The organism is Burkholderia anthina, from assembly GCF_001547525.1.
Classification (GTDB): Bacteria; Pseudomonadota; Gammaproteobacteria; order Burkholderiales; family Burkholderiaceae; genus Burkholderia; species Burkholderia semiarida.
In genome coordinates this window covers 314676-340749 of record NZ_LNJP01000003.1, presented here as the reverse complement: position 1 = coordinate 340749, position 26074 = coordinate 314676, and the positions used below count along the sequence as shown (strand labels likewise).

25 protein-coding genes and 1 pseudogene are annotated in these 26074 nt (G+C 69.5%); 6 read left to right on the top strand and 20 right to left on the bottom strand.

The window, feature by feature from the left end; genetic code table 11:
• Nucleotides 1-78 precede the first annotated feature (78 nt).
• Nucleotides 79-486, bottom strand: a complete 408-nt coding sequence (locus WS64_RS21850) for a DUF427 domain-containing protein (protein WP_060967690.1) — start codon at nt 484-486, stop codon at nt 79-81.
• Between the two features lie 348 nt (nt 487-834).
• Here WS64_RS21850 and WS64_RS21845 point away from each other — a divergent pair, with 348 nt between their 5' ends.
• A complete protein-coding gene (locus WS64_RS21845) occupies nt 835-2496 on the top strand; it encodes an ABC transporter substrate-binding protein (RefSeq protein ID WP_060967689.1) in 1662 nt (553 codons plus the stop codon).
• Nucleotides 2497-2539: 43 nt separating this feature from the next.
• Here WS64_RS21845 and WS64_RS21840 read toward each other — a convergent pair whose 3' ends face one another.
• The 8 genes and pseudogenes from WS64_RS21840 to WS64_RS34450 all read right to left on the bottom strand — a co-directional run.
• Complete coding sequence (locus WS64_RS21840; protein WP_060967688.1) at nt 2540-3487, bottom strand: TauD/TfdA dioxygenase family protein; 948 nt, start codon at nt 3485-3487, stop codon at nt 2540-2542.
• 171 nt (nt 3488-3658) lie between these two features.
• Nucleotides 3659-4612, bottom strand: coding sequence for a TauD/TfdA dioxygenase family protein (locus WS64_RS21835; protein ID WP_060967687.1), 954 nt, complete (start codon nt 4610-4612; stop codon nt 3659-3661).
• A gap of 148 nt (nt 4613-4760) precedes the next feature.
• A complete protein-coding gene (locus tag WS64_RS21830; protein ID WP_060967686.1) occupies nt 4761-5606 on the bottom strand; it encodes an ABC transporter ATP-binding protein in 846 nt (281 codons plus the stop codon).
• Between the two features lie 40 nt (nt 5607-5646).
• A complete protein-coding gene (locus WS64_RS21825) occupies nt 5647-6480 on the bottom strand; it encodes an ABC transporter permease (protein ID WP_060967685.1) in 834 nt (277 codons plus the stop codon).
• 34 nt (nt 6481-6514) lie between these two features.
• The gene (locus WS64_RS21820) at nt 6515-7357 is read right to left on the bottom strand and encodes an ABC transporter permease (protein ID WP_060967684.1); all 843 of its coding nucleotides are present in this window, start codon (nt 7355-7357) and stop codon (nt 6515-6517) included.
• Nucleotides 7358-7371: 14 nt separating this feature from the next.
• On the bottom strand, nt 7372-8439 hold the full coding sequence (locus WS64_RS21815) for an ABC transporter substrate-binding protein (protein ID WP_059582549.1): 1068 nt from the start codon (nt 8437-8439) through the stop codon (nt 7372-7374).
• 103 nt (nt 8440-8542) lie between these two features.
• Nucleotides 8543-9790 carry a glycosyltransferase family 87 protein gene (locus tag WS64_RS21810; RefSeq protein WP_060967683.1) on the bottom strand — a complete coding sequence of 416 codons (1248 nt, stop codon included), beginning with the start codon at nt 9788-9790 and terminating at the stop codon, nt 8543-8545.
• 18 nt (nt 9791-9808) lie between these two features.
• Nucleotides 9809-10285: pseudogene (locus WS64_RS34450) on the bottom strand (glycosyltransferase family 2 protein); the annotation flags it as partial.
• Between the two features lie 301 nt (nt 10286-10586).
• Between WS64_RS34450 and WS64_RS21800 the strand changes: the two are divergent.
• Complete coding sequence (locus tag WS64_RS21800) at nt 10587-10961, top strand: phage protein NinX family protein (RefSeq protein ID WP_059639242.1); 375 nt, start codon at nt 10587-10589, stop codon at nt 10959-10961.
• 28 nt (nt 10962-10989) lie between these two features.
• On the opposite strand, the gene WS64_RS21795 is transcribed toward WS64_RS21800, so the two are convergent.
• A complete protein-coding gene (locus tag WS64_RS21795; protein WP_060968543.1) occupies nt 10990-11976 on the bottom strand; it encodes an ABC transporter substrate-binding protein in 987 nt (328 codons plus the stop codon).
• 167 nt (nt 11977-12143) lie between these two features.
• Entirely contained in the window at nt 12144-13022 is an 879-nt protein-coding gene (locus tag WS64_RS21790) for a LysR family transcriptional regulator (RefSeq protein ID WP_060967682.1), read from the bottom strand.
• A 100-nt stretch (nt 13023-13122) separates the two neighbouring features.
• Here WS64_RS21790 and WS64_RS21785 point away from each other — a divergent pair, with 100 nt between their 5' ends.
• Entirely contained in the window at nt 13123-14694 is a 1572-nt protein-coding gene (locus WS64_RS21785) for an MFS transporter (protein WP_060967681.1), read from the top strand.
• A 122-nt stretch (nt 14695-14816) separates the two neighbouring features.
• Here WS64_RS21785 and WS64_RS21780 read toward each other — a convergent pair whose 3' ends face one another.
• From WS64_RS21780 to WS64_RS21765, 4 genes are all read right to left on the bottom strand, one after another.
• Nucleotides 14817-15248 (bottom strand): DUF1090 family protein, encoded by a 432-nt coding sequence (locus WS64_RS21780; protein ID WP_060967680.1) that lies wholly within the window; start codon nt 15246-15248, stop codon nt 14817-14819.
• Between the two features lie 229 nt (nt 15249-15477).
• Nucleotides 15478-16653 (bottom strand): LysR family transcriptional regulator, encoded by a 1176-nt coding sequence (locus WS64_RS21775; RefSeq protein ID WP_060967679.1) that lies wholly within the window; start codon nt 16651-16653, stop codon nt 15478-15480.
• A 61-nt stretch (nt 16654-16714) separates the two neighbouring features.
• Nucleotides 16715-17443: an aspartate/glutamate racemase family protein gene (locus tag WS64_RS21770; RefSeq protein WP_059639247.1), complete on the bottom strand. Its 729-nt coding sequence runs from the start codon at nt 17441-17443 to the stop codon at nt 16715-16717.
• 23 nt (nt 17444-17466) lie between these two features.
• A complete protein-coding gene (locus WS64_RS21765) occupies nt 17467-19017 on the bottom strand; it encodes a cytosine permease (RefSeq protein WP_081103887.1) in 1551 nt (516 codons plus the stop codon).
• Nucleotides 19018-19250: 233 nt separating this feature from the next.
• On the opposite strand from WS64_RS21765, the gene WS64_RS34445 reads away from it, so the two are divergent.
• Nucleotides 19251-19517 carry a lipase chaperone gene (locus WS64_RS34445; RefSeq protein WP_059582530.1) on the top strand — a complete coding sequence of 89 codons (267 nt, stop codon included), beginning with the start codon at nt 19251-19253 and terminating at the stop codon, nt 19515-19517.
• A 200-nt stretch (nt 19518-19717) separates the two neighbouring features.
• Nucleotides 19718-20269: a DUF3005 domain-containing protein gene (locus WS64_RS21755; protein ID WP_060967678.1), complete on the top strand. Its 552-nt coding sequence runs from the start codon at nt 19718-19720 to the stop codon at nt 20267-20269.
• Nucleotides 20270-20382: 113 nt separating this feature from the next.
• On the opposite strand, the gene WS64_RS21750 is transcribed toward WS64_RS21755, so the two are convergent.
• Both WS64_RS21750 and WS64_RS35310 read right to left on the bottom strand, forming a co-directional pair.
• Nucleotides 20383-21144: a DUF4397 domain-containing protein gene (locus WS64_RS21750; protein WP_059582525.1), complete on the bottom strand. Its 762-nt coding sequence runs from the start codon at nt 21142-21144 to the stop codon at nt 20383-20385.
• Between the two features lie 495 nt (nt 21145-21639).
• Nucleotides 21640-21825, bottom strand: a complete 186-nt coding sequence (locus tag WS64_RS35310; protein ID WP_244166683.1) for a hypothetical protein — start codon at nt 21823-21825, stop codon at nt 21640-21642.
• Here WS64_RS35310 and WS64_RS21745 point away from each other — a divergent pair.
• Nucleotides 21764-22006 (top strand): hypothetical protein, encoded by a 243-nt coding sequence (locus tag WS64_RS21745; RefSeq protein WP_230951180.1) that lies wholly within the window; start codon nt 21764-21766, stop codon nt 22004-22006. The two genes, WS64_RS35310 and WS64_RS21745, sit on opposite strands and share 62 nt — an antisense overlap.
• A gap of 116 nt (nt 22007-22122) precedes the next feature.
• On the opposite strand, the gene mmsB is transcribed toward WS64_RS21745, so the two are convergent.
• The 3 genes from mmsB to WS64_RS21730 all read right to left on the bottom strand — a co-directional run bounded on the left by mmsB (nt 22123) and on the right by WS64_RS21730 (nt 25998).
• Complete coding sequence (mmsB, locus tag WS64_RS21740; RefSeq protein ID WP_060967677.1) at nt 22123-23013, bottom strand: 3-hydroxyisobutyrate dehydrogenase; 891 nt, start codon at nt 23011-23013, stop codon at nt 22123-22125.
• Between the two features lie 17 nt (nt 23014-23030).
• Complete coding sequence (locus WS64_RS21735) at nt 23031-24557, bottom strand: CoA-acylating methylmalonate-semialdehyde dehydrogenase (protein ID WP_060967676.1); 1527 nt, start codon at nt 24555-24557, stop codon at nt 23031-23033.
• A gap of 121 nt (nt 24558-24678) precedes the next feature.
• Complete coding sequence (locus tag WS64_RS21730; RefSeq protein ID WP_059639252.1) at nt 24679-25998, bottom strand: MFS transporter; 1320 nt, start codon at nt 25996-25998, stop codon at nt 24679-24681.
• Nucleotides 25999-26074: the final 76 nt, after the last annotated feature.

The window sequence follows — 26074 nt, the reverse complement described above, 5'->3', positions numbered from 1 at the left end:
GGCCAACCAACGAATCCGAATATGCAAATCAGCGGCCGGACGATACGTAACCGGTGACGCGGCAGCACGCCGCCGCGCTCAGTCGGTGACGAGCAGGCGTTCCTCGATCGAGTCGACGCGATCCGGATAGAACGCGAGGTGCCCGCGAATCGACTCGACGGCCGGATTCGGATGCTCGTACGTCCACACGGCGTTGATCGAGCGTTCGCCGCCGGCCGGAATCGAGTAGTACGCGCAATCGCCCTTGTACGGGCAGTAGGTCGCGTGGTCGGTGCGTTCGAGCAGCGACATGTCGGCATCCTCGCGCGGAATGTACAGCACCGCCGGATAGCTGGCCTCGCGCAGCACCAGCGCATGGCGCGTATCGGCGACGACCTTGTCGGCCACCTTCACGATCACGCGGGACGAATGCGGTTCGATCAGGATCGGGTGATCGGGGCCCGGCGACTTCACCGGACGAGAGGGCGTATCGGGGTTGATCGGCATCGGGTTCCTCCGGAAAGGGCGGCGCGCACGGACGCGCCGTGCCGGCATGTGCACGCCGGGCGGATTCCCGCGCGCCGGCGCCGGCGTCGGCCAATCGATACGATGCGCCCATTCCGGAGAACTTGCAGGGGGCCGGAAGGCCGTGCGGCGGTTTTCGATCGGGGGTCCGGGCAGCTCGCGGCGGCGGCGTTCGGCATGCATGCGGCGCTCGCATGGACTTTTCGATGCAGCGGCAGCGGGATGCATCCACGACGATAAGCAACGCGGAATTAATTGGTAAGCGATCGGCGGCAGGCGCGCGAAGATCGGCGGTCATCAATCGCATGACAGCCTTTTTTATCCGCCACCATGAAGAATCCTTTCGTTTCGTCAGCCGCGCGCCGCACGCGCGGCGTATCGCATGCCGGCGCCGCGCTCCGCTGCATCGCCGCGTCGTTGCTGCTGGCCGGCGCCGCGACGCACGCGCTCGCGGCGCCCGCGGGCAAGACGCTCGTGTACTGCACCGAAGGCAGCCCGGCCGGCTTCGATCCCGGCCAGCACACGACGAGCACCGATTTCGATGCGAGCACGTACCCGGTCTACAACGGGCTCGTGCAGTTCAAGCGCGGCACGCTCGATCTCGTACCCGCGCTCGCGACGAGCTGGGACGTGTCGCCCGACCAGCGCACGATCACGTTCCACCTGCGGCGCGGCGTGAAATTCCAGACCACCGCGTGGTTCAAGCCGACGCGTCCGTTCCAGGCCGACGACGTCGTGTTCACGTTCCGCCGGATGCTCGACCCGGACGATCCGTTCCGCAAGGCCTATCCGGTCAGCTTCCCGTATTTCAGCGATCTCGGCTTCGACCGCAACATCGAGCGCATCGAGAAAGTCGACGACTACACGGTGCGCTTCGTGCTGAAGTCGCCCGACGTCGTGTTCGTGCGCAATCTCGCGATGGCGTTCGCGTCGGTGCTGTCGGCCGAATATGCGGGGCAGCTCGCCGCGCGCCATCGCGAGTCGGACATCAACCAGTTCCCGGTCGGCACGGGGCCGTTCGTGCTGCGTACGTACCAGAAGGACGCGCTGATCCGCTACGACGCGAATCCCGACTACTGGAACCCGGACGACGTGAAGCTCGCGCGCCTCGTGTTCGCGATCACGCCCGACCCGGCCGCGCGCTTGCAGAAGCTCGTGGCCGGCGAGTGCCAGGTGTCGGCGTTTCCGCGGCCGGCCGATCTCGAGACGGTGCGGCGCGACCCGAAGCTGACGCTGTTTTCGGGGACGGGCTTCAACGTCGGCTTCGTTGCGTACAACACGCAGCATCCGCCGCTCGATCGCGTCGACGTGCGGCGCGCGCTCGACATCGCGATCGACAAGGCGGCGATCATCAAGACCGTGTTCAACGGCGACGCGACGATCGCGACGAACCCGATGCCGCCCGCGCAATGGTCGTACAACCCGCGCCTGAAGGACGCGCCGCGCGATCCGGCCGCCGCGAAGGCGCTGCTCGCGCAGGCCGGCTTTCCCAACGGCTTCGACCTGACGCTGTGGGCGATGCCCGTGCAGCGCCCGTACAACCCGAACGCGCAGTTGATGGCGCAACTGATCCAGCAGGATTGGGCGACGATCGGCGTGCGCGCGAGGATCGTCAGCTACGAATGGGGCGAATACAACCGCCGCGCGAAGCACGACGGCCAGCACGACGCGATCCTGTACGGCTGGTCGGGCGACAACGGCGACCCCGACAACTGGCTCGGCACGCTGCTCGGCTGCGACGCCGTGCACGGCAGCAATCTCGCGAAGTGGTGCAACAAGGACTTCGAGCAACTCGTGACGGCGGCGCGCTCGAATGCCGATGTCGCGAAGCGCACGGCGCTGTACGAGCAGGCGCAGGTGGTGTTCAAGGACCAGGTGCCGTTCACGCCGATCGCGACGTCGATCGTGTCGCTGCCGATCTCCAGGCGCGTCCACGGGTTGACGTTCTCGCCGCTCGGCGGGCACCGGTTCGACGGCGTGTGGCTCGATTGATGGAAGGGGGCCGGCGCGCCCGTGCGCACCGGCGTTCGCCGCGTCAGCCGAGCGCGACGGCCGCGGCCGTTTCGACCGGCGTGCCTTCGAGCGCGACCGACGGCCGGCCGTCGGGGCCGACCGGCACGTCGCCGACGAGCGTCGTGCGATATAGCTGGCGGTCGAAGTCGAGATCGAAGATGTCGACGGGCGCGAGATGCGCGGTCGCGCGGTTGTCCCAGAACGCGATGCTGCGCGGCTCCCACTTGAAGCGGACCGTGAATTCCGGCCGCGTCACGTGCTCCCACAGCAGTTCGAGCAGCGCCTGGCTCTCGCGCGGCGTCAGCCCGACGATCGATTTCAGGAAGCTCGGGCTCACGTACAGCGCGCGTTCGCCGGTTTCCGGATGCACGCGCACGAGCGGATGCTCGGTCACGAGCGGGCGGCGCTCGACCGCATCGTCGAATGCGCCGGTCGCGCGCGCGCCTGGCGGCGGCGTGAAGCGATGGATGCCGCGCAGCGTGTCGACGAAGCCGCGCAGCGGCGCGGACAGCGTTTCGTAGGCGCGCACGAGGTTGGTCCAGTGCGTGTCGCCGCCGTACGGCGGGATCGTCACGCCGCGCAGGATCGATGCCCACGGCGGATTCACGGCGGCCGTCACGTCGGTGTGCCAGCCGGTCCAGGGCCGGCGCACCGGTTCGCCTTCGAAGCGCGTCGCCTTGCGGTGCTTCGCGATCGAATAGACGGCCGGATGGCCGTCGACGTGCCCGAACACCGGGTGGCCGACCGTCGGCTCGCCGAACTGCGCGGAGAACGCGACATGCTGCTCGTGCGTGAGAAATTGTTCGCGGAAGAAGACGACGCGCCATTTCAGCAGCGCGGCGCGGATCGCCGCGATCTGCGGCGTGGTCAACGGTTGCGTGAGGTCGACGCCGCGGATTTCCGCACCGATATGGGCGGACAGCGGGATCACGTCGACCGGCTGCGCGGCGGGTTCGAGTAGGGCGCTCATGCGACGCTCCTGGCGGAAGTGAACGGGGAAGACGGACGACATCGTTGCGCGTGCAAGCGTCGGTCCGGTGGCGCGAGGTTCATGGCGGGTGTCCGGCAGGGAGTGGCGCGGCGGCGCGCGGGAAAAAGGGAAAGGAAACAGGCGAAAGGGCGCCGCCGCGGGACATGGACGTTATTGCAGCGTGGCGCCCGGCCCCTTCAGCAGGACGCTCCGGCGGCCGTCGATGCCGACCGGCACGTCGCCGTGAACGGTCGCACGGCGCACGACCCGGCGCGCATCGCCGTAGTCGTTGATCGCATAGTGCTGCGTCGCGCGGTTGTCCCAGATCGCGACGTCGCCCTCCTGCCAGTTCCAGCGCACGGTGTTCTCGAGACGCGTCACGTGCTCGTGGAACACCTGCAGCAGGTGCGCGGAATCCTGCGCCGACAGCCCCTTGAGCCGCTGCACGAAGTGTCCGAGCACGAGCGTGCGCTCGCCGGTTTCCGGATGCACGCGCACGACCGGGTGCTCGGTTTCGTAGACGGTCGACGTAAACACTTCGCGGTAGCGCTTCAGTTGCGCATCGTCGGCGTGCACGTGCGTCGATGCATAGTCGTAGGCGTTCGTGTGCAGCGCCCACAGCGTGTCGGCGAGCGCGCGCAGCGAATCGGGCAGATGCGCGTACGCGGCGGCCGTGTTGGCCCATACGGTGTCGCCGCCGAACGGCGGGATCACGACCGCGCGCAGGATCGAGACCTTCGGGTACGCATCGACGAAGGTCACGTCGGTGTGCCACGAATTCGCGCGTGCGCCGTGCGCGGAATCGAGTTCGAGCAGCGCCGCGCTGCCGTCGACGGACGGCACGGTCGGGTGCGCGACCGTGTCGCCGAAGCGGCGGGCGAACGCTTCCTGCGCGGTGTCGTCGAGATGGTGCTGGCCGCGGAAGAACAGCACCTTGTGGCGCAGCAGCGCGGCGTGGATCGCGTCGAACGTCGCGTCGTCGAGCGTGGCCGACAGCCGCACGCCGGAAATTTCGGCGCCGATCCGGCCGGCGACCTGGCGAAGCTGAAGCGGGACGGCGGCCGTGCGCGGCGCGGCGTGCGAAGCAGGCGAAGGCGAATGAGCAGCGTGCTGGATATCGGACATCGGGAGTCTCCTGGAGTCGGGTCGGTCGAGCCTCCATTCAAGCAGGCGCCGCGCGGATTCGGAACCGATGAATCGTCACAACCTTAGCGTGCGGGCTGCGATGAACGATATGTGTCGTCATGCTGAGCAATGCAAACGCGTTGCATCGCTACCACGCGAGCCGCCATTCGCCGATCGGGTGCGCTCGCGCCGCGTCGATGCGCTTGCCGCCCGACGCGTCGTCGCCCGACGGGTCGCTGTCGTCGAAATCGGCGAGCACCGTGGCGCGCAAGCGCGCGAATGCCGGCGAATCGCGCCGGCGCGGGCGCGGCAGCGCGACGTCGACGATGCGCGCGATGCGGCCCGGACGCGGCGCCATCGTGACGACGCGGTCGCCGAGATAGACGGCTTCGTCGACGTCGTGCGTGACCAGCAGCATCGTGATGCGTTCCTGTTCCCAGATGCGCAGCAGTTCGTTCTGCATCTTCGCGCGCGTCTGCGCGTCGAGCGCGCCGAACGGCTCGTCGAGCAGCAGCACGCGCGGCCGGTTCACGAGACCGCGCGCGATCGCGACGCGCTGCGCCATCCCGCCCGACAACTGGTTCGGAAACGCGTGCTCGAAGCCGTTCAGCCCGACGAGGGCGATGTGTTCCGCGACCGCACGCCGTTTCGCGGCGGCGTCCAGCGGCGCGTTGCGCAGCGCGGCGCCGATGTTCTGTTCGACGGTCAGCCACGGAAACAACCGGTGATCCTGGAACACGATGCCGCGCTGTAGCGACGTGTCGCGCACGCGTTCACCGCCCGCGCGGATTTCGCCCGTGTAGTCGGTGTCGAGCCCGGCGACGAGCCGCAGCAGCGTGGACTTGCCGCAGCCGCTGGCGCCGACGATCGTGACGAATTCGCCGGCACGCACGTGCAGCGATACGTCGTCGAGCACGGCGAGCGCCGCGTCGCGTCGCGCGTAGTGCTTGCTTACATGGAGGATGTCGAGCGAATCGGAGGCGAGGGTCGTCATGGCGGTACGAAGAAGGGGGCGGAAAGGAGGCAAGGCGCGCTCAGCGCGTGAGGTCGCCGCGCCGGGCCAGCACCTTGCGCTCGATCGCTCGCGCGGTCGCGTTCAGCGCCCAGCCGGTCACGCCGACGACGATGATCCCGAACAGCACGAGATCCATCCGGAACTGCTCGCTGCCGTCGATCAGCGTGTTGCCGATCCCGCTGCCGGCGACGAGCAGGTATTCGGCGCCGAGCGTCGCGAGCCACGAATAGATCAGGCCGAGATACAGGCCGGTGAAGATCGACGGCAGCGCGGCCGGCAGGATCACGTGGCGGATCAGCTGGAGCCGCGAGTAGCGCAGCGCGCGGGCGACGTCGACATACGCGCGCGGCACCGCGTGAATGCCGTCGCAGGTATGGGCGGCGACCGGCAGCAGCGCGGCGAGCGACAGGAACACGACCTTCGCGACGTCGCCGAGGCCGAACCACACGGAAATCAGCGGAATCCACGCGAACAGCGAGATCTGCTTGAACGTGTCGAAGCTCGGGCCGACCATCCGCGCGGCGATGCGCGACAGCCCGAGCACCGCGCCGAGCAGGAGGCCGCCCGTCGCGCCGATCGCGAACCCGCACGCTTCGCGCGCGAGCGACGCCGACAGCGCACGGCCGAGCGCGCCGCTTGCCGCCTGCGCCCACGCGGTGTGCAGCACGTCGGCCGGGCCGACGAGCAGCCCGCTTGTCACGAGATGCGCGGAAGCGATCGCCCACCAGAGCGCGAACGCCGCGAGCGGCAGCACGAAGCCGCGCCAGTCGGGTACATGCGGACGGCGGGCGGCCGCGGCGGATGTAGCGGTGGTAGCGGGCGGTGTGGCTGACGGCGCGGCGGCAGGCGGCACGGGCGATTCTCCTTCGGTTGGGCGGCGGGCCCGTTCAGCCGCGAAACGCGGACGGCACGCCGCGGCGCAGGCGCGCTTCGAGTGCGTCGAGCGCCCAGTTGATCAGCAGGCCGACCGCGCCGACCACGACCACGGCCGCCATCACGAGATCGAGCTGGAACAGTTGCCGCCCGTACACGATCAGGTAGCCGAGCCCTTCGGACGACGCGACGAGTTCGACCACGACGAGCGCGAGCCACGACTTCGTGAACGCGAGCCGCACGCCGGTCGCGAGCGTCGGGATCGCGGCCGGCAGCACGACGTGGACGATGCGTTGCCGGCGCGTGTAGCCGAACCCGCGCGCGACTTCGTCGAGGGCGGGCGGCGTCTGGCGAAACCCCTGCAGCGTGCTCAGCGTGACGGGGACGAGCGCCGCATGCGCGATCAGCAGGTACTTCAGCGGTTCGCCGACGCCGACGAGCAGCAGCAGGAACGGCAGCCAGCCGAGCACCGGGATCTGCACGAGCGCGTTGAAGCTCGGCAGCACGTAGGCTTCCAGCGTGCGCGACAGCCCGAGCGCGACGCCGATCGACACGCCGAGCAGCGTGCCGGCCGCGAAGCCGACGAGCACGCGTTGCAGGCTGATCAGCGTGTGGCGCACGAGATCGCCGTTCGACGCGAGCTCGGCCAGCGTGTCGACCACGCGTTCGGGCGGCGGCAGGATTTGCGGCGCGATCCAGCCGCGCGCGCTGCCCACGCTCCACAGTGCGAACAGCAGCGCGGGCAGCACCCACGGCGCGAGCCGCCACGCGAGCCGTTCCAGCGCGGCCGCGCGGCGCGGCGGCACGGCGAGCGTGCGCGACTCGGACGACGGGACGGGAAACGCGGTGTCGCTCATCGGGGTCGATCCGGTCAGGAGAGAGGCTTGCCGGCCGCGTCATAGCGCGGCCAGTAGTTTTCGAGCTTGAGCGTGCGCAATGCATGGTCGAGATACTTCGGCTCGAACCAGCCGTCGACGTCGACCGGCTGACGGATCAGCTTCAGGTTCAGCGCATCCTGCGCGACGGCCTTGTAGCGCGCGACGACGAACGGGTCGATCAGCGGGGACAGGCGGTCCTTCAGGCGCTGGTTCGCATAGTCGGCCTGCCACGACGTGTACGGCACGCCGCTCTTCGCCCACAGCTTGAACAGCGCATCGCGGTTCGCCTCGTCGGACGACCATTGCGCGCCCTTCACGAACGCGGTGACGACGCGCTGCACGATGTCCGGGTGCGCGCGTTCGAAATCGTCGAGTACGAGCAGGTGGGTCTGGCGCGTCAACTGCGGGCCGTCGTTCTGCGATTCGTAGATGATTTTCGCGAGGCCCGCGTCGCGCAGCTTGTAGAGCCCGTAATCGCCGACCGACGCGTCGATGCCTTTCGACGCGAGCGCGGCGAGCGAACTGGCGGCGTCGAGGTTGATCACGCGCAGGTCGCGTTCGCCGAGGCCGTTCTTCGCGAGCGCGTTGTCGGCGACGAGTTGCAGGTTGGTGCCGCGGAAGATCGACACGCGGCGGTCCTTCAGGTCCTTGATCGAGCGGATCGTGGAGTCGGGCGGCACCGCGATCTTGATGCCCGAGCGCACGCTCGCGGCGAGCAGCAGGCGCGTCTTGATCCCGTTCGAGCGCGCGAGCACGGCGGGCAGGTCGCCCTGGTACGCGAAGTCGAGCGCCTTGTTGGCGATCGCCTCGTTGACGGCCGGCCCCGCGCCCTTGAAGAACAGCCATTCGACCTTGATGCCGTCGGCGGCGAATTCCTTTTCGACGAGCTGCTGCAACTGCACCGTCGCGGCGCTCGATCCGCCGAACGTCGGTGGGTCGCCGGCGCCCTGCTGGGCGACGCCGATGCGGAGAATGGCGGGCTTGTCCGCGTGCGCGGCGGCGGCCGGCAACGCAACGAGGGACGCGATCAGCAGTGATCGCAGCAGGCGCAGTGGAAGCATGAATCGATGGATCCGGAACGTTGGGGAACGAGGCCGGGCCGCAGCCCGTCGGGTCATTCTCGATGACGCCCGGAGGCCGGACAAGCAACGATTTGAACTATGCTTATCGCCGCGCGGGGGATCGCGGGAGGGACCGAGCGCGCTGCAGCAGCACGAGCAGCGCGATCGACGTGATGGCGGGGCCGATCTGCGGCAGCATCATCCACGGATTCAGAAACTCGTACAGCGGCAGCGCCCACATCGCGGCGACGGCGCATTGCTCGCCGCGCCGCCAGCCATGCTGCGAGCCGACGGCGATCATGCAGGCGATTGGAATGCACAGCCACGACAGTTCGTAGTGCCAGACATACGGATTGGCGACGAGCGTCGCGACGACCAGTGCCGCGCCGCGCAACCGCGCGTCGCGGCTGCGGCGCCAGACCTGGCACGCCGCCGCGAGCGCGACCGCCGCGACGGCGGCCTGGCCGGCGAACGCGGCGGCGGGCGACAGGCCGGCAAGCCGAAACGCCGCGAATGGTGTCGGCGACGCGAACCAGAACGGCACGCCATGCTCGATGATCAGCGCGCGCAGCGCGCCGGTATTCCGCAGAAACAAGCGAAGCGGTTCCATGCCGCCCGCCGCGATGCCCAGTGCGGTGATCGCGATCGCCCATGCCGCGGCCCATGCGAACGCGCGCCACGCGCGCGCGGCGATCAGCACGAACGGGAACAGCACCGCCAGTTGGGGCTTGACCGACAGGAGTCCGATACACAGGCCGGCCAGCATCGGCCGCCGGTCGACGAAATACACGGCGAGCGCCGCACACGCGGCGGTCAGCATCGCGTTCTGTCCGTATATCGCGGTGACGAGCACCCCGGGGCACGCGAGCAGCGCGAGCCAGCCGATGCGTGTCGCGTCGGGCACGGCGCCGAGCCCCGATACGCGCCACACCGCGAGGCCGAGCAGCACGACGCCGAGCACGACGAACAGCGGATAGCTGATCGCATAGGGCAGCAGCGCGAGCGGTGTCACCGCGAGCAGATACGACGGCGGGTACAGCCACGGCAGGAATGCATGGCGGCCGGCCAACGGGAACAGTCCGGCGAGCGCGCGCGAGAACGCGGGGATGTCGTAGGCCTGCCACGGCGAGCCGTGGAGCATCAGATGGGACGCGGACCAGAACACCATGTACCCCGAACCGGGGCGGAACGTGCCCGGTTCGGTCGAGCGAAGGCCGATCCAGAGCAGGATCGCCCCCAGCAGTACGCCGATCGCCAGCATGACCGCGCTGTAAAGCGCGATGCGTGCGGGGGTGAGCCAGGCGCGGACAGGGCGTCCGCCGCGCCGTATCGGCGAGCCGGAAATATCCATGCGGCGCTACTTGGCCGGCAGATTGCGCGGCGCTTCCGAGAGCCGGTTGTGCCCGCGGTAGCAGAGCGAGGCCGCCACGCGTTGCATCAGCGGATCCCACATCCGGTCGGTGCGCTTCGCGGCGACGACCGCGGCGCCTGCGCGCCAGCGTTCGAGCATCGCGGGAATCAGGGCCGGTGGGTCCTGCAGGTCGACGTCGATCAGGATCACGGCCGCGCCGGCCGCCTCGTCGAGGCCCGCGCTGAGCGCGGCCTCCTTGCCGAAGCGCCGCGTGAGATCGACGATGCGCACGCGCGGATCGGCGACCGCGATGCCGATCAGCTTGTCCAGCGCGCCGTCGCGGCTGCCGTCGTTTACGCAAACGCTACCGAAGCGCGCGGTGCCGATCGCTTCCAGTATCGGAACGGTGGTCGCGAAGAACGCATCGATCGCTTCCGCTTCGTCGTGAAACGGCACGACGAGCGATACCAACGGCTTCAGGGTGTGCCTGGACATACGTCCCCCGTGAGATCCGGTCTGCGGCGCATTGTCTGGTTCTGTTGCCGCCGAACGTGCGGAAACGGGCCCGGACCGGTGCGCATGTCGCGGTTATGACGGCCTCGCTGGCTGCCGCGGGCCGGGCGGCGAACCGTCGGATCATTCTAAGCACGAACGGCACGCGAGTGACAGCATGCGCGGGTTTGCTCGGGGGGATTTCCGCGATGTCGCCCGTGCCAAGGGGCGTTGGCGTTCCGACCGGTCTGCATACGCGCGCAACCGTTAGCATGTTGCTGTCACGACGGTAACGGAGAGGGGCATGCAAGTTCAGGATCTGACAGGCGCGGCGCTGGATTACTGGGTCGCGATCGCGGAAGGCCATGATGCGCCACGTGCCGACGCGTACGGATGCACGTCGGTTCGCACGGCGGGCGGCGTGCCGGCGCCATTCGCGCCGTCGTCGTCCTGGGCGGACGGCGGCCCGATCGTCGAGCGGCGGCCGTTCGCCGCGTTCGAGCGCGATGGCGGGCGGGGCGCGTGGCGCGCCGTGTTGCATCGGGCCGTGCCGGCCGCGGGCGAGCGCTGCACGTTCAACCAGTCGGGGCCGACGTTGCTGATCGCCGCGATGCGCACGATCGTCGCGTCGACGTTCGGCGACGACGTGCCCGACCTCGATATGGCGCGCCCGCGCTGACCGTGCGTCGCGCCCCGCGCGGCGCCACTCAGGCCGACACGTTCCGGATGGCGATCGACGCGACGTCGACGCGGCGCGGCAGGATCGCGTCCGCCGCCGCGCGATCGGCGACGCGCTGCAGCACGTCGATGTCGGCGCCGCTGAGGCTGCGCTGCGCGAGCGCGGCCCGGCGCGCGATATCGGTGGCGGCGTCGGGCGGCAGGCGCGTGAGCGACGCGTAGACGCTCGCGTAGTCGGCCGGGTGCGCGAGCGCCCATTGGCCCGCACGGGCGAGCCGCGCGAGCACGTCCGCGAGCGCCGCGCGCTTGCCGCGATCGTCGAGCGTTTCGACCGGCGACGTGAGGAACGCGAGCCCCGAGTTGATGCCGCTGCCGTCGCGGACGATGCGCGCGCCGCGTCGCACCGCATGCCCGTAGTACGGATCGAACGTGGCCCAGATGCCGATCCGCTTCGCCTCGAACGCGGCGAACGCGTCGACCGGCAGGACGAAACGCACCTCGACGTCGCGCGGCGCGAGCCCATGTTCGCGCAGCGCGCCGTACAACTGGTATTGCGAGATGCTGCCGCGCGCCGACGATACGACGACGGTTTGCCCTTTCAGATCGGCCACGGTGCGAACCGGCGAGTCCGGCTGCACGACGATGCCGAGCGACGTCGGCGAGCCGACGCGCGTCGCGACGATCCGCAGCGACGGATCGCCGAGCGCGGCCGTCAGGACGGGCAGGTCGCCGGCCGGCGCGAGATCGATCGCGCCCGCGCGCTGCGCTTCGAACAGCGGCGCGGCGCCCTGGAAGTTGGCCCAGCGGAACCGGTACGGCGTGCCGTCGAGCACGCGCGCCGCTTCGGCCAGCGCGCGCAGGCCGCCGGCCTGGTCGCCGAGCACGAGCGTGACGCCCGACAGGTCGGTGCCGGCCGCGCGGGCCGGCAGTGCGAGGCCGCCCGCGAGCGGCGCGGCGGCGAGGGCGGCAAGGCGCTGCAGCGCGCGGCGGCGCGCTGTGGCGAAAGAATGGGTCATCGGCGGCGTGTCCTCGGTGATCCGCGCGCGGACGGCGCGGCTGCCGGGCAGGTTACGGAATCGGTTTCCGGGCGACAAACATCGAATCGTGAAATGCATATTCGTGCGGAGGGCGGCCGGTTTGGCCGGTGCGGCGGCGCTCGACCCGGCGCCCGAGCGCGCACGTCTTACGCGGCCGGCCGAATCGTCCGCAGGAATGCCCGCACGGCCGGCGCCTTTTCGAACCGCCGGTGCGCGAGCGCGAGCGCCGACATGATCGGCTTGCCGGCGATCGGCCGGTACACGACGCCCGGCAGCGACACGCAGCCGGCAAGTGCATCGGGAATCACCGCGACCCAGCCGTTCACCGACACGCACGCGAGTACCGCGAGCAGGCCGCCCGGCCGCGCGGCGACGACCGGCGCGAAGCGGCCGCGGCGCGCGACTTCGAGCGTGCCGAGCGCCTGTTCGGGCACAGCGAAGCGCGCGTCGGCGAGGTCCGCCGCGCGCACGGTCGCCATCGCCGCATAACGCGAATCGGCCGGCACGGCCGCGACGAACACGTCGCGCTGCAGCGTGACGATCCGCCCGCCGCCGGGCAGCGCCAGCGGCGGGCGCACGTACGCGAGGTCGAGCCGGCCCGTGTCGAGCTGGTTCGCGACGTCGTCCATCGGCACCTCGCGCAGGTTCAGCTCGATGCGCGGGTGCGCGGCGCGGAACGCGCCGACGGTGCGCTGCAGCGTGCCCGAATAGACGGCCGACGACACGTAGCCGATCTCGATCCGGCCGAGTTCGCCGCGTTCGGCCAGCGCGGCGAGTTCGCGGCCTCGCTGCAGGTGCTCGGCCGCGGCCCTCGCTTCCGCGAGATACGCCTCGCCGGCCGCGCTCAGCGTGACCGCGCGGCGCGACCGGTGAAAGAGCCGCACGCCGAGCGCGCGCTCGGCTTCCTGGATCTGCCGCGTGAGCGCGGGCGGCGCCATGTCGAGCGCCTCGGCCGCGCGTGCGAAATGCAGGTGTTGCGCGACGCTCAGGAACGCGCGCAGATGACGGAATTCGAGCTGGCTCATGGTTGCAGTTTTCGTCAATGAAACAGCATGGAAGTATCAATGACAGGCAATACGGGGAAAGCCTAGCATACGGCTCGTTCATCCTGTTCCGGAGTGGCCGATGTCTCAGTCTTCACCGGCGTCGCGCGCAAGCGCGGCCGCCGCCCCGCCCGCCGGCGCCCGTCTGCCTGCCGCCGCGACGCTCGCCGTCGCGTCCGCGACCTGTTCGCTGATCGTGCTCGACACGAACGTGGTGGCCGTCTCGCTGCCGAGCATCGCGCGCGGCTTTCACGCGAGCTTCGCCGATATCGAGTGGGTCGTCAGCGCGTACATGACCGCGTTCGCCGCGTGCCTGCTGCCGGCCGGCGGGCTCGCCGACCGCTTCGGGCGCAAGCGGATGCTCTTCGCGGGCCTCGCGCTCTTCTTCATCGCGTCGCTCGGCTGCGGCGTCGCGCCGTCGGCGGGCTGGCTGATCGCCGCGCGTGCGGTGAAGGGCGGCGGCGCCGCGCTGCTGCTGACCGCGGCGCTCGCGGTGATCGCGAACCGTTTCCCGGACGGGCGCGAGCGGGCACGCGCGTGGGCGATCTGGGGCATGTGCATGGGGATCGCGACGGCCATCGCGCCGCTCGTCGGCGGCGCGATCACGCAATGGATCGGATGGCGCTGGGTGTTCCTGCTGAACCTGCCCGTCTGCCTGCTGCTGGCGGCCGGCGCGCACGTCGCGATCGACGAATCGAACGATCCCCATGCGAAGCGCGTCGACGTGGCCGGCAGCCTGCTGTTCGGCGCGGCGCTCGCCTGCGCGATCGCGGCGCTGATCGGCGCGCCGTCGCACGGCTGGCTGTCCATCGCGACGCTGGGCCGGTTCGCGCTCGCGGCGGCGCTGCTGGCGGCGTTCGTCGGCGCGGAGCGCTGGCAGGCGCGGCCGATGATCGATCTCGCGCTGTTTCGCCAGCCGCGCTTCGTCGGCGCCGTGCTCGCGATGTTCGGTTACGCGGCGTGCGCGCAGGTGATGATGACGTTCCTGCCGCTGTACCTGCAAAACGCGTTCGGGATGTCGGCGATCGATGCGGGGCTCGGGATGCTGCCGTTCGCGTTCGCGATGATCGCCGGCCCGTCGCTCGGCGCGGCGCTCGCCGCGCGCGTGTCGTCCGGCGGCGTGCTGGCCGGCGGGCTCGCGCTGATCGGCGCGGGCAACCTCGCGACCGCGGCGCTGACGGCCGGCGACTACTACCGGCTCGTCGCGCTCGGCATGTTCGTGACGGGGTGCGGCGCCGGCATCATGAACGGCGACACGCAGAAGGCGATCATGGCGTGCGTGCCGCCGAATCGCACGGGCATGGCGTCGGGCATCAGCACGACGACGCGCTTCTCGGCGATCGTCACGGCCGTGGGCGTGCTCGGCGCGGTGCTGGCGGCCAGTACGCATGCGCGGCTCGACGGGCTGCTGTCCGCGAGGCCCGGCCTGCGCGCATTCGTCGACGCGCCGTTCATGTCGAGCCTGCTGGCCGGTGATCTCGCGCAGGCGCTCGGCCGCGTGCCGCCGTCGGCTGCCGGTGCGCTCGCACAGGCGGCGCCGGCCGCGTTCGCGAGCGGATTCGCCGATGCGCTGAAGGTAAGCGGCGTACTGGCGCTGGTTGCGGCCGTCGTTGCGTACAAGTTGCTTACGCAACCGAGGCGCGAACCCGCGTGACGCGGACGCTTGCATGCGCAGCGCATCGTTCTGCTGTCGACGCTCGGGTCGATCGTCTCGCTGCCGGTGCGGCTCGCACTCACGCGGCGCCTGTGAGCCGGTACGTCGTTTGACGCATCCCGTCAGCCTTTCAGTGCGTCGCGATCGACTTGCGCGTCGTGCAGCTTGCGCATGGCGTCGCGCAGCCTGGCCTGCTTGTCGGCGAGCTTGCGTTGCGCGTTGTTCGACTTCTTCGCATCGCCGAGCGCTTCGGCTGCATGGGCTCGTGCCTGTGCGTCGCGCACCTCGTCCTGCGCGTGCTGCAGATCGCGCTGCTTGTCGGCGACCTTGCGCTCGGCGCGCGCGAGCTGGCCGGCGTCCGTGCAATGGGCCTTGATCTGTTCGAGCGCGGCCTGCTGGCGCATCGCCTGGTGCGTGTTGCCGACTCGCTTCGCGTTGTCGATCTGCGTCTGCAATGCACGAATGCGTGTCGCGCAATCTTGCGTATCGGCGAAGGCGCTGATGCTCGCGAGCAGTGCGGCGGGAATGGCCAGGATAACGAGCGTTTTCTTCATGGTGGGGTTCTCGACAGGATAGCGGCCGGGTGAATCAGCGATGCGGTACGGTCGCGGCGATGTTTCAAGAACGCATTCTGACGATTCGGTACCGGGCGCGTAAATAGGATTAGTCTGACTTGAGTCCGAATAGGGAATCGCACGGACAATCTCCGCGTGCACGGGTTGAGCAGCGAATCGTTGCAGGCGCGGGCGGCGGAAGGGGAACGCCGCGTGATGCCTGCGCCGGTCAGTGCGGTTTCGTCGCGAGGCGATGGATGCGTGCCGCTTGCGCGACGCGCGCCGGGTGGGACGCGTGACCATGCGCGGCCGGTGTGCGGCGCGGGCGACGGGTGGGCTCCGAGGATTCGGCGACGGTCGGTGCGGTTTTCACGGTATCCGCATCGATACCCGAAGCGGCGATCGCGGCGACGGCCGGCAGCATCGCGTCGGCGTCGAGCCATGCGCGCGTCGCTTCCGCGATCAACCCGCGCAGCCACTGCACGCCTTCCACACACGATCCCGATTCGTTCCACGTCATCCGGTACACGATGTCCGGCGGTTCCGCCGGCAGCGCGACCGCGGCGAGCGGCAGCAGCTTCGCGTAGTGCCGCGCGAGCCGGTACGTGGTGGTGAGGATCAGGTCGGCGCGCACGAGCGCATGCGCGGCGAGCTCGAAGTGCGGGAGCGTGACGACGATGCGCCGTTGCAGGCCCACGCGTTCGAGCTGCCGGTCGATCGCGCCGGACGCTTCGAGCCACGACGGCGTCGGGCACAGCTGCGGCGCCGCCGCGAACCCGGCGGCCGTCATCGCGCCGCGCCGCGCGAGCGGATGCGTCGCGCGCATCAGGCACACGACGCGGTCGTCGAACAGGTCGTCCTGACGGAAGCGCGACCGGCGTGCGGGCCGGTTGTCGATCACGACGTCGAGCTCGCCGTCGGCCAGCGCGCGCTCGTCGTCGAACCCGTCGCCGAGCGGATGAAACACCAGTTGCGCGTTCGGCGCACGCTCGCGAAACAGCGCGACGAGTTTCGGCACGAACAGCACGTTCAGGTAGTCGGGGCAGCCGATCCGGTAGGTGCGCACCGACGTGCGCGCGTCGAACGTCGGCTGCTGGATGCGGATGAAATCGATCACGCGCAGCGCGTTGCGCAACGGCTCGATCAGGCGCGCGCCGAACTCGGTCGGCACCATCCCGTAGCGGCTGCGTACCAGCAGCGGATCGCCGAGCAGCGTGCGCAGGCGCTTGAGCGCGGCGCTCGTCGCCGGCTGCGACATGTTCAGGCGCACGGCCGCACGCGACACGGTACGCTCGGTCAGCAGCACGAGCAGGATGCGCATCAGCCGCGCATCGAGCCCGTCGAGCGCGCCCGAGTTGTCGGACGCGTCGCGGGGCAGCGCGGCCGGGTCTAGCGGATCGCGCATGTCGATACGCGTCCCGGCGAGGCGAGGCCGCCGCGCGACGCGGCGGCCGGCCGGCGGCCCGTCATTTCGCGAAGGTGCCCGGCCAGCCGACGATCCGCTTCGGGCGCGGCGGCGCGTAGGTGCGGACCTTCGACGTCTTCAGCTTCAGGCGCACCAGCGACTCGGCGAGCGCGACCGCGGCCGATACGCCGTCGACGACCGGCACGCCCGTGCATTCCTCGATCTGCCGGTCGAGGCCGGCCATCCCGCCGCAGCCCAGGCAGATCACTTCCGCATGATCGTCCCGCACCGCGCGCTGCGCCTCGCCGACGATCGACTCGATCGCGCGCGCCGGGTTCTCCTCGAGTTCCAGCACCGCGAGACCGCTTGCACGCACCGACGCGCAACGCGCATCGAGCCCGGCGAGCTTCAGGCGATCCTCGATCAGCGGCACCGTGCGGTCGAGCGTCGTGACGACCGAGTAGCGATGGCCGAGCAGCATCGCGACGCTCGCGGCCGCTTCGGTGATGTCGACGACGGGCGCCGTCAGCAATTCCTGCAGCCCTTCGCGGCCGTGTTCGCCGTAGCCGGCCTGGATCACCGCATCGTACGGTTCGTCGTAGCTCATCACGCGATCCATCACGGCGATCGCCGCGAGGTAGCTCTCGAAGTTGCCTTCGACCGACTCCGCGCCGAAGCGCGGCGTGAGCCCGACGATCTCCGTGCCGGGCGACGCGGCGGCCTGCGCCTGCGCGGCGATCGCGTCGGTGATCGACTCGGTCGTGTTGACGTTGACTACCAGGATCCTCATCCGTGACTCCGTATGCGTGTGTGTCAGTGTCGCGCGCAGGCAACCGCGATGTGTTCGCCCGAGCGCGCTTCGTAATGCCGTTTTCGATCGGCCAGCAGCCAGTACACGCCGCCCGCGATCGCCGCGCCGAGCAGCCACGAGAACGGCGTCATCGCGCTGAAGGCCGGTACGACGGCGAGCGTGATCGAGATCAGCGCGGACGGCACGAGCGCCGCGAGCGCGTTGCGGTTCACGCCGCGCGTGTAGAAGTAGGCGCCGGTCGGCGCTTCGGAATAGAGATCGGGCACGTTCACGCGCTGCTTGCGCACGAGCCAGTAGTCGACCGTGATGATCCCGTACAGCGGGCCGAGCAGCGCACCGAGGCCGGACAGGAAATAGACGATCACGATCGGGCTGTTGTACAGGTTCCACGGCAGGATCAGCACGGCGATCGTCGCGCTGATGAGGCCCGCGCGGCGAAACGACAGGCGGTGCGGCGCGAGGCTCGTCAGCACGAAGGCCGGCGCGACGAAGTTCGCCATGATGTTCACGGCCACCGTCACGATCAGGAACGCGAGGCAGCCGAGCACGAGGAACAGCTTGTTCGGCACCGTCGCGATGATTTCCGTCGGGCTGTGGATGACGTGGCCGTTCAGCTTGAACTGCGCGCCGGCAAGCACGAAGCTGATCGTCGCGAACACGAGGATGTTGACCGGCAGGCCCCAGAAGTTGCCGACGCGCACCGTCTTCGCGCTCGGCGACGAACGGGTGAAATCGCAGAAGTTGAGCACCAGCGTGCCGTAGATCGCGAGCCACAGCGCGCCGCCCGCGAAGATTTCCGTCCACATCTTCAGGCCGGTCATCGGCTTGCCGATCGACATCGCGAGGTGGCCGCCGGTGCGGCTGAACATCCACGCGGCGAGCGACAGCGTCGTGACGAGGATCACCGGGCCGGCGAGCCCCTCGTACTTGCGGACCATCTCCATCCCGTACGTGAGGATGCCGATCTGCACGAGCCAGATCGCGACGAACGTGATCCAGCCGAGCGTCGACAGCCCGAAGACCGCATTCCGGTCGAACGCGGCGAGGCCCGGCCAGATCGCGGTAAGCAGCACGCGCAGCACGACCGACGCGAGATAGGTCTGGATGCCGAACCATGCGATCGCGATCACCGCGCGAATCATCGCGGGCAGCATCGCCCCGTAGATGCCGAAGCTCATCCGGCTGATCACCGGGAACGGCACGCCGGTTTTCTGGCCCATGTAGCCGGTGAGATTCATGAAGCAGTACACGAGCACCGCGCCGATCGCGAGCGACGCGAGCATCTGCCAGCCCGACAGGCCGAGCGCGAACAGCCCGATCGCGAACGAGTAGTTCGCGATGTTGTGCACGTCGTTGGTCCAGAGCGCGAAGATGCTGTAGCGGCCCCACGTCCGGCCTTCGGCCCGGGTCGGCGCGAGATCGGGGTTGTGCAGCCGCGGGCTCGGCGCGGGCTCGCGCGCGGCCGTATCGTGTCGATGCGATGCGTCGTCCGCGCCGAGCCCGATGCCCGCGCGGTGGATGGCTTCCAGTTGCACGCCGTTGTCTCCTTCCATGTGCGGGGCGCGAAACCGGCCGCGTATGCACGCGGCGCGGGCCCGGCCGCCGTGGACGTTATGTCTCGGATTTGTTCGCGAGTATGGGCGGCAGGTGCGGCGAAGGGAAATTAAATATTCGGCTGGGCGGCATTCGAAAAACAAATGGAACGCGCCCGGCCGCGCCGCCCGGCGCGCGGCACGCAAATTGCGGGTCAACGGGTTCCCTTCACATCGACATCAGCGGAGGTGTCATGCAGCGATATTCATTTCGTCACGTATCGCGAGCCGTCTTCGCCGGCATCCTGATCGCGGGCCTCGCGGCAGGCGCCGGCTGCCAGAAGAAGAGCGACAACGCCGACTCGGGCGCATCGAGCGGCATGTCGGCCGCGCCTTCCACCGCGCCCTCCACCGCGCCATCGGGCATGCCCAGCAGCGGGGCGGCCGGCAGCAGCGGCGACACCGGCGCGAGCCTGCCGGGCGCGGCTTCGGCGCCGGCCGGCGCGAGCGGCGGCGGTTGACCCGCGTCCGGGCGGCAGGCGGGCGGCGCGCGAGCGTGTCGCCCACTTCCCGGCCGGTGCAGTGCCCGGCGGCAGGTGCGCCAGATGGACGGCGCGCGCCCAGTGGTGCGCATGAAAGATTTGCAAGGACCGTTGTAGCGATTTCCGGCCCGGCGGCGACGGCGTGACGCCGGCGTGCGTCGGCCGGCCAAGGAGGTGCGATGCAGAACGCGGAATCGAACCCTACCCCCGAAAAGCAGCGGGAACAGATCGAGAAGAGCCCGGTGAAGACGCCGGCCGCCGGCGACATGCCCGACGCGGCGACCCAGGCCGAGCAGGTCGCGCGGCGTCCGCTGACGCCGGAGGCGGTCGCCGGCAAGATGCCGACCGGCCTGCCGGAGATCGACGTCGATGCGCATGCGGTCGACAGCGGCGATCCGGTGCGCCGGGCCGCCGGCCGGATCGTCACGCTCGACAACGCGAACATGGCGATGACCGACAACACGGTCGACGTCGACGGCAAGGGCATGGAGGCGCGCACCGGCGCGTCCGAACTGCAGGACAACGTGATCTATTCGAACGCGTCGCTCGACGAAGCGGTCGATACGCCCGACGAAGGGCTGGGCGGGATCGAGAGCCGTCCGTCCGGCAACATGCCGCAGATCGCGACGCGGCCGGGCTGGCGCGTGCGCCATGTCGGCGACGTGGATATCGCGCACGGCGACGGCGCGCGTGCCGAGCACGTGATCTGCCTCGAGCGGGTGGACGACTGATAGCCGGCATTGATGCCGGCGTTTGATCCCGCGACGTTTGATCCCGGTATACGACACGCGGCGGCCGATGCAATCGCACCGGCCGCCGCGACCGTTTTCGGACCCTTGCCGCGTTACTGCGGCCCCAGCTCCTGCGCGGACGTATCGGCGTCGTTGCCCTGCGCGACGAGCACGTGGATGTCGTTCGGCGTCACGTCGCCGATGCCGCCGGACGGAATGGTCAGAAGCAGCCAGTCGGCGTTGTTGCCGATGTTGACCGGCGCGGTCTTGAGGATCGGCGACTTGCTGCCGGCCGTCGTCACGACCACCTGGTAGGTGCCGCCGTTCAGGTAGACCGAATCCTGCGTCGTTGCCGGCACGGCATTCTGGTAGGCGGCGCCCGCCATCGTCGGGCTGACCGTCGTGATGTCGGTGCCCGGCGCCACGACGTACACGTCCACGTTCTGCGCATTCGGCGACGCGTTGAAGCTGCGCACGCGCGCCTTGTCGGACAGCAGCCCCTTGTCGTACGGATCGTCGATGACGGAGATCAGCGACGTCGTGCTCGGCAGCGCGATCGTCGTGTAATGGTGACCGTTCGCCGCGCTGAACGACTGGGACGCGATGGTCGTCGTCGTGCCCGATACGTCATAGCTCGCGGTCTGATTACCCGAATCGATGTCGTGATAGCGCGTCACGCCCTTGTAGGCGACGCCCGCCTGGTCGACCTTCGCATTCAGGTAGTAGTCGAGGTTCGGGCCGGCCGGCACCGCGTTGATGAAGCGCGCCTGCGGCTTCGAGATGCCGAGTACGGTCCCGGCGTCGTCGCCGCCGCCGCATGCCGTGAGCATGGAAATGACCGAGCACAGGGCCACTATCGTTCGTATTGATTTCATGTCGTCCTCTCGTTCAGGAAACCTGTATTGCGATGCCGGACCGCCGCGTGAACGATCGCGCGGGGCGCAGCGCCGGTTGGAAGGAAGTTGGCTGTCCGCCGGAGGGCGGGCGCGAGGATGACGCAATCGACGTGCCTGCGGGAAGACCAGGCGCGACGGACGCAGGCGGGCGGGCACTGGCCGGTATGGCGGGCGCGAGGCGCGGGCGCGAACCGCGCGAGTGGTGCGGTTGTAAAAAGGGCGTGGCGCGTGCCGTCGCTAACCGTGTGGTTTAGGCAAGCACCAGTGCGCAGCCGGTCCCCATGCCCGCGGGCGGGCCGACGCATCCCGCGTGGCCAGCGCGCCGGGCGAAATGACCTGCCGCACGAAAACGATGGTCGGCGACGGCTGTAATTCTTGCCGGGTTCGGCCATCGTTTAACCATTCGAAACAATGTGTTCACCGAAAGGGGCATGATCTCCGGCGATCGAGCAGGCATACTGTCGCCTATGTTGCTCAATGCGCGTCGAACGGCGTGCGCTTGCCCTCCATGTCCATTCCAGTCTCTTTTCGAACCTTGCGATGGTTGACCATTGCGGCTACTGCATGCTTGCTCGCCGCGTGTTCGACCGCTTCCGACGTGACCACGACGTCGAACCCGAACGTATTCACCGTGACGACACGCACGCTCGGCGTGTCCACGACATGGGCCGACGCCCATGCGAAGGCCGTCAGCGAAGCCACCAACTACTGCTCGCAGCGCGGGATGCGCGCGAGCGTGAAGCAGGAATCGCTGACCGGCGGCCGCCGCGTCGACGCGCGCTCCGAACTCGCGTTCGAGTGCCATCCGACCTTCGAGACGGCGTCTAACCCGCGCGGTTGACCGGCCGGCGGCATGACTGCGCCGCCCGCGTTTTCCTTCCCCCGCATGGCAAACCGGCCCGCGATGCCGTACCGGCACGTCGCGGGCCGGCGCACGTCCGGCGTCGGCCGGGCGGGTCAGGCCGGCTGCGCCTCGTACAGCTTCACGCACGCGGAGAAGTCGAGCGTGCCGAGCCCCTGCTGGCTCATCGACTGATAGAGCTGCTGCGCGAGCGCGCCCATCCACACCGGCTGATGCGCGCCGCGTGCGGCTTCCGTCGCCAGCCCGAGATCCTTCAGCATCAGGTTCGCCGCGAAGCCGCCCGCATAGCCGCGCGCGGCCGGCGCCGCGTCGCTCACGCCCGGGTACGGGTTGTAGGTGTCCGAGCTCCAGCAGCGGCCGGTCGACGTGTTGATGATGCCGGCCAGCACGGCCGGATCGATGCCGAGCGCGGCGCCGAGCGCCATCGCTTCCGCCACGCCCATCATCGAGATGCCGAGCAGCAGGTTGTTGCAGATCTTCGCGATCTGCCCGGTGCCGGTGCCGCCGCAGTGCACGACGTTCCTGCCCATGTCGAGCAGCACCGGGCGGATGCGCTCGAACAGCGCGCCGTCCGCGCCGACCATGAAGGTCAGCGTGCCGGCCTGCGCGCCGCCGGTGCCGCCCGACACGGGCGCGTCGGCGAGCGGGAGGTCGCGCCGCGCGGCGGCGTCGGCCACCGCGCGCACGGTGCCGGGGTCGATCGTGCTGCAGTCGACCAGCGTCGCGCCGGCGCGCGCGCCGGCCAGTACGCCGTCGTCGCCGAGGTAGACGGCGCGCACGTGCTGCGCGGCCGGCAGCATCGTGATGATCAACGCGCCGCGCGCGGCGGCGTCACGCGGCGACGCCGCCGCCGTCGCGCCCGCGCGCACCGCGGCGCCGACCGCGTTCGCATCGAGGTCGAACACCGTCAGCGCGTGGCCGGCCTTGAGCAGGTTGGCGGCCATCGGGCCGCCCATGTTGCCGAGTCCGATGAAGGCGATTTCCATGTCCGGGCTCCGTCGGGTCAGCGCAGCGCGATCGTCGTGTTCACGCCGCCGGCCGTCGCGTCGTCGTCGAACCAGCGCGCGGTGACCGTCTTCGTCTGCGTGTAGAACTGCACGACCTGCTTGCCGTACGGGCCGAGATCGCCGAGCTTCGAGCCGCGCGAGCCGGTGAAGCTGAAGTAGGGCACCGGCACCGGAATCGGGATGTTGATGCCGACCTGGCCGACGTCGATTTCGCTCTGGAACTTGCGCGCGGCCGCGCCGCTCTGCGTGAACAGGCCCACGCCGTTGCCCATCGGGTTGCGGTTGACGAGCGCGATCGCCTCGTCGAGCGTGTCCGCTTCCATCACGACCACCACCGGCCCGAAGATTTCCTCCTTGTAGATCGACATGTCGGTCGTCACGCCCGAGAAGATCGTCGGGCCGATGAAATTGCCGTGCTCGTAGCCGGGCACCTTCACGTCGCGGCCGTCGAGCAGCAGCGTCGCGCCTTCCTTCACGCCGGCGTCGATCAGCGACAGGATGCGCGCCTTCGCCGCCTTCGACACGACCGGGCCGACGTCGGTGCCGGCTTCGGCGCCCGCGTTGACCTTCAACGCCTTCGCCTTTTCGACGAGATCGGGCAGCCAGTCGCGCGCCTGGCCGACCAGCACGACGACCGACGTCGCCATGCAGCGCTGGCCGGCCGCGCCGAAGCCCGCGCCGACGAGCGCGTTGATCGACTGCTCGCGATGCGCGTCGGGCAGCACGACCGCGTGATTCTTCGCGCCCATCATCGACTGCACGCGCTTGCCGTGCTGGCTGCCGAGGTTGTACACGTGCGTGCCGACGCGCGTCGAGCCGACGAACGAGATCGCCTTGATGTCCGGGTGCGTGCACAGGCGGTCGACCACCGTCTTGCCGCCGTGCACGACGTTCAGCACGCCTTGCGGCACGCCGGCCTCGATCGCGAGTTCGACGAGCTGCATCGTCGACAGCGGGTCCTGCTCGGACGGCTTCAGCACGAACGTGTTGCCGCACACGATCGCCATCGGGAACATCCACAGCGGGATCATGCCGGGGAAGTTGAACGGCGTGATGCCCGCGCACACGCCGATCGGCTGGCGCAGCGTGTAGGTATCGACGCCGCCCGCGACGTTCTCCGCGAATTCGCCCTGCTGCAGCGTGCCGATCGAGCACGCGTGCTCGACCACTTCGAGCCCGCGGAAGATGTCGCCCTGCGCGTCGGGCAGCGTCTTGCCTTGTTCGGCCGTCAGCGTGTGCGCGATCCGTTCGAGATTGCGGCGCACGAGATCCTGGAACTTCAGCATGATGCGCAGCCGCGCGCCGATCGGCGTCGTCTTCCAGGTCTGGAACGCGCGCTGCGCGGACGCGATCGCGGCATCGACCTCGTCGAGCGTCGCGTACGGCACGCGGCCGATCACTTCCTGCGTCGCGGGGTTGACGATGTCGCCCCATTCGGCGCTGTGCGAATCGACGAACGCGCCGTCGATCAGCAGCTTGGCGGTGGGCAGGGCGAGGGTGGTCTGGGGGACTGCGGCGTTCATGGCATGCTCCGGGGAAACGGTGTGACGATGAAAAAGGGGCTGCGTCCGCCGCGCGCGCAGGCACGGCGGGCGGCAGGTCGAACTGAAATCGAATGAATGCGGGCGCTGCGAGCCGGTGGGCTTACGTTCGCGCCGGACGCATCAGCGCGGTACAAGCAAGCGCGAACACGCCGAAGCCGACGAGATACGCGATCACGTAGTGCGGCTGGCCGCCGCCGGCCTTCAGCAGAGACGTCGCGATCATCGGCGCGAAGCCGCCGCCGATCACGCCGGCGAGCTGCACCGACAGCGAGATGCCGCTGTAGCGGATTTCCGCGGGAAACTGCTGCGCGAACAGCAGCGATTCCGGCGCATAGAGAATCGGGAACACGACGCCGAGGCCGAGCACGATCGCCCACCACGCGGTCGACGTCTGCTGCGTGCCGAGCATCATGAAGAACGGCGCGGCGAACGCGCACATCAGCACGAGGCCGATCGCGAACATCCGGCGCTGGCCGATGCGGTCGCTCAGATGCCCGCACAGCGGCATCGTCACGAGCGACAGCGCGGCGCCTGCCGTGATCGCGTGCAGCATCTCGGCCTTCGGCAGATGCAGCTGCTGCGTCGCGTAAGCGAGCGCGAACGTGACGACCATGTAGAACCACGTGTTCTCGGCGGCGCGCGCGCCGACGATCGTCAGCACTTCGCGCGGATGGCGGCGCAGCGCGGCCGTCACCGGCGATTTCTCGGCCTTGCCCTGGCGCTGCATCTTCTCGAAGTCGGGCGACTCGGGCACCTTCGCGCGGATGAACCAGCCGAGGCCGACGAGCGCGATGCTCGCGAGGAACGGCACGCGCCAGCCCCACGACAGCATGTCGGCTTCCGGCAACGCGGCCACCGCGGCCATCGCCACCGACGACAGGATCAGGCCGAGCCCGACGCCCGTCTGCGGCAGGCTGCCGAACAGCCCCTTGCGGCCGTTGGGCGCGTGCTCGACGGCCATCAACACCGCGCCGCCCCATTCGCCGCCCACCGCCATCCCCTGCAGGAAGCGCATCGCGATCAGCAGCGCGGCGGCCCAGTAGCCGATGCTGTCGTACGACGGGATCAGCCCGATGATCATGCTCGGTACGCCCATCAGCAGCAGCGTGATCATCAGCATCGACTTGCGGCCGATGCGGTCGCCGAAGTGGCCGAACACGATGCCGCCCATCGGCCGCCCGATGAAGCCGACCGCGAACGTGCCGAACGCGGCGAGCGTGCCGACGACCGGGTCCAGCGACGGGAAGAAGATGCGGTTGAACACGAGCGCGGCGGCCGTGCCGTACAGGAAGAAGTCGTACCACTCGATCGTGGTGCCGGCCATGCTGGCCCAGCCGGCCAGCAGGTAGTGCTTCGCGGTGCGCTCGGGCGCCGGCGTCGCGATGGTCGCATGCTCGTCGAGGGTGGATCGGGTCTGCATGGTGTCTCCGGTTTTATTGCCCGCGGCTCATGGTCCGCAGGTCACGGTCGAGTATAGTTATGCGCGGATTCATGAT

Excerpts from the sequence above, each read along its gene's own strand:
- WS64_RS21840 (WP_060967688.1), bottom strand. The coding sequence starts at position 3,487 with ATGAGCGCCCTACTCGAACCCGCCGCGCAGCCGGTCGACGTGATCCCG.
- WS64_RS21795 (WP_060968543.1), bottom strand. The coding sequence starts at position 11,976 with ATGACCCATTCTTTCGCCACAGCGCGCCGCCGCGCGCTGCAGCGCCTT.
- WS64_RS21730 (WP_059639252.1), bottom strand. The coding sequence starts at position 25,998 with ATGCAGACCCGATCCACCCTCGACGAGCATGCGACCATCGCGACGCCG.
- WS64_RS21735 (WP_060967676.1), bottom strand. The coding sequence starts at position 24,557 with ATGAACGCCGCAGTCCCCCAGACCACCCTCGCCCTGCCCACCGCCAAG.
- WS64_RS21835 (WP_060967687.1), bottom strand. The coding sequence starts at position 4,612 with ATGTCCGATATCCAGCACGCTGCTCATTCGCCTTCGCCTGCTTCGCAC.
- WS64_RS21775 (WP_060967679.1), bottom strand. The coding sequence starts at position 16,653 with ATGCGCGATCCGCTAGACCCGGCCGCGCTGCCCCGCGACGCGTCCGAC.
- WS64_RS21830 (WP_060967686.1), bottom strand. The coding sequence starts at position 5,606 with ATGACGACCCTCGCCTCCGATTCGCTCGACATCCTCCATGTAAGCAAG.
- WS64_RS21820 (WP_060967684.1), bottom strand. The coding sequence starts at position 7,357 with ATGAGCGACACCGCGTTTCCCGTCCCGTCGTCCGAGTCGCGCACGCTC.
- WS64_RS21755 (WP_060967678.1), top strand. The coding sequence starts at position 19,718 with ATGCAGAACGCGGAATCGAACCCTACCCCCGAAAAGCAGCGGGAACAG.
- WS64_RS21845 (WP_060967689.1), top strand. The coding sequence starts at position 835 with ATGAAGAATCCTTTCGTTTCGTCAGCCGCGCGCCGCACGCGCGGCGTA.
- WS64_RS21810 (WP_060967683.1), bottom strand. The coding sequence starts at position 9,790 with ATGGATATTTCCGGCTCGCCGATACGGCGCGGCGGACGCCCTGTCCGC.
- WS64_RS21800 (WP_059639242.1), top strand. The coding sequence starts at position 10,587 with ATGCAAGTTCAGGATCTGACAGGCGCGGCGCTGGATTACTGGGTCGCG.
- WS64_RS21770 (WP_059639247.1), bottom strand. The coding sequence starts at position 17,443 with ATGAGGATCCTGGTAGTCAACGTCAACACGACCGAGTCGATCACCGAC.
- WS64_RS21815 (WP_059582549.1), bottom strand. The coding sequence starts at position 8,439 with ATGCTTCCACTGCGCCTGCTGCGATCACTGCTGATCGCGTCCCTCGTT.
- WS64_RS34445 (WP_059582530.1), top strand. The coding sequence starts at position 19,251 with ATGCAGCGATATTCATTTCGTCACGTATCGCGAGCCGTCTTCGCCGGC.
- WS64_RS21790 (WP_060967682.1), bottom strand. The coding sequence starts at position 13,022 with ATGAGCCAGCTCGAATTCCGTCATCTGCGCGCGTTCCTGAGCGTCGCG.
- WS64_RS21850 (WP_060967690.1), bottom strand. The coding sequence starts at position 486 with ATGCCGATCAACCCCGATACGCCCTCTCGTCCGGTGAAGTCGCCGGGC.
- WS64_RS21750 (WP_059582525.1), bottom strand. The coding sequence starts at position 21,144 with ATGAAATCAATACGAACGATAGTGGCCCTGTGCTCGGTCATTTCCATG.
- WS64_RS21785 (WP_060967681.1), top strand. The coding sequence starts at position 13,123 with ATGTCTCAGTCTTCACCGGCGTCGCGCGCAAGCGCGGCCGCCGCCCCG.
- WS64_RS21780 (WP_060967680.1), bottom strand. The coding sequence starts at position 15,248 with ATGAAGAAAACGCTCGTTATCCTGGCCATTCCCGCCGCACTGCTCGCG.
- mmsB (WP_060967677.1), bottom strand. The coding sequence starts at position 23,013 with ATGGAAATCGCCTTCATCGGACTCGGCAACATGGGCGGCCCGATGGCC.
- WS64_RS21765 (WP_081103887.1), bottom strand. The coding sequence starts at position 19,017 with ATGGAAGGAGACAACGGCGTGCAACTGGAAGCCATCCACCGCGCGGGC.